Origin of the sequence: Sellimonas intestinalis (assembly GCF_001280875.1) — a bacterium.
Lineage (GTDB): Bacteria > Bacillota > Clostridia > Lachnospirales > Lachnospiraceae > Sellimonas > Sellimonas intestinalis.
This window is the reverse complement of record NZ_LGAJ01000027.1, coordinates 1-1,307: the sequence shown is the minus strand read 5'-3', so window position 1 is coordinate 1,307 and position 1,307 is coordinate 1. Positions and strand designations below refer to the sequence as shown.

General features: G+C 42.6%; 2 protein-coding genes. Both read left to right on the top strand.

What is annotated here, in order from left to right; all coding sequences use genetic code 11:
• Window positions 1-91: 91 nt before the first annotated feature.
• On the top strand, window positions 92-385 hold the full coding sequence (locus tag AOA56_RS15220) for a transposase (protein WP_024734114.1): 294 nt from the start codon (window positions 92-94) through the stop codon (window positions 383-385).
• Complete coding sequence (locus AOA56_RS15215; protein WP_053770031.1) at window positions 382-1,302, top strand: IS3 family transposase; 921 nt, start codon at window positions 382-384, stop codon at window positions 1,300-1,302. Before AOA56_RS15220 ends, AOA56_RS15215 begins: the two co-directional genes overlap by 4 nt.
• Window positions 1,303-1,307 lie beyond the last annotated feature (5 nt).

Sequence of the window (1,307 nt, the reverse complement as noted above, 5' to 3'; positions counted from 1 at the left end):
TAGTGATAGTATAAAAATAGTACAAAGTAAAGATGCCATGTATACCTAAATCATGTATGATAAGAGATGATACGAAGGAGGAAACATAGTCATGGCAAAAGGTACGAAATATGATCAGCAGTTTAAGGAGAGCGCAGTCAGATATCGTCTGGATCATCCAGAACTCACACTCAAGAAAGCGGCTGAGAATCTGGGAATCAGTGATTCCGCTCTCAAAACATGGCTCCGGACAGCCAAGGAACATGAAGGCTGTGTGCCAACAAGAGGATCTGGAAATTATTCCAGCGATGAGGCGAAAGAGATCGCACGTCTCCAAAGAGAGCTAAGGGATACAAAGGATGCCCTTGAAATTCTAAAAAAAGCCATCAGTATCCTGGGGAAATGACAGAGGCTGTTTATACTGCCACAGCAGAGTATATTCTGGAAATGGCGCAGCGTCCGGTGAAGCACCGTGTCTCTGTCAGTGGGGTACTGAAACGTCTTGGTGTTTCACGATCCGGTTATAACGCATGGAAAAAAAGATGCCCTTCTGCTACTGAAAAACATCCCGGGGAGGTCAAAGAAAAAATTTTGAAAATCTATGAGGATTCCCACCAAAACTATGGCGCTCCTAAAATCACCAGGGAATTGTGGAAAGACGGCGAAAAAATTGCAGTAAAAACAGTTGCGAATTATATGCGGCAGATGGGGATCAAAGCACAAAGGGTAAAGCCTTACGCACAAACTACTATAGATTCTGATTTCAGCAAGGAGCTGCACAATATTCTGCAGCAGTTCAATCCGGAACAGCCGGATGCAGTATGGGTGTCGGATATCACATATATTTGGACATTTGAAGGCTTGGTATACTTGACTAGCATTATGGATCTGTATTCCCGAAAAATCATTGCATGGGTACTCAACGAAACTCTGGGAGCATCCCATGTAGTGGACTGCGTAGAGAAAGCAAAGAGAACACGCAGCATTACACAGCCGCTGATTATACATACAGACAGAGGCTGCCAGTATGTATCAGACGCGTTTCGTCAGGCAACAGATGGGATGATAAACAGTTATTCAAAGAAAGCATATCTATGGGATAATGCGTGTATCGAATCCTTCCATGCGTTACTGAAAATGGAATGGATTAACCGCTTTAAAATTTTTAACTACCGGCATGCATATAAGTTGGTATTTGAATATATTGAAACATTTTATAATACAGTGCGGAGCCACAGTCATTGTGGATATCTTTCGCCTGATCAATATGAGGAGAAGTATTATGCAGCATTAGACGAAAAAGCAGAAGCTTTGGCAGGGTAAGCCAA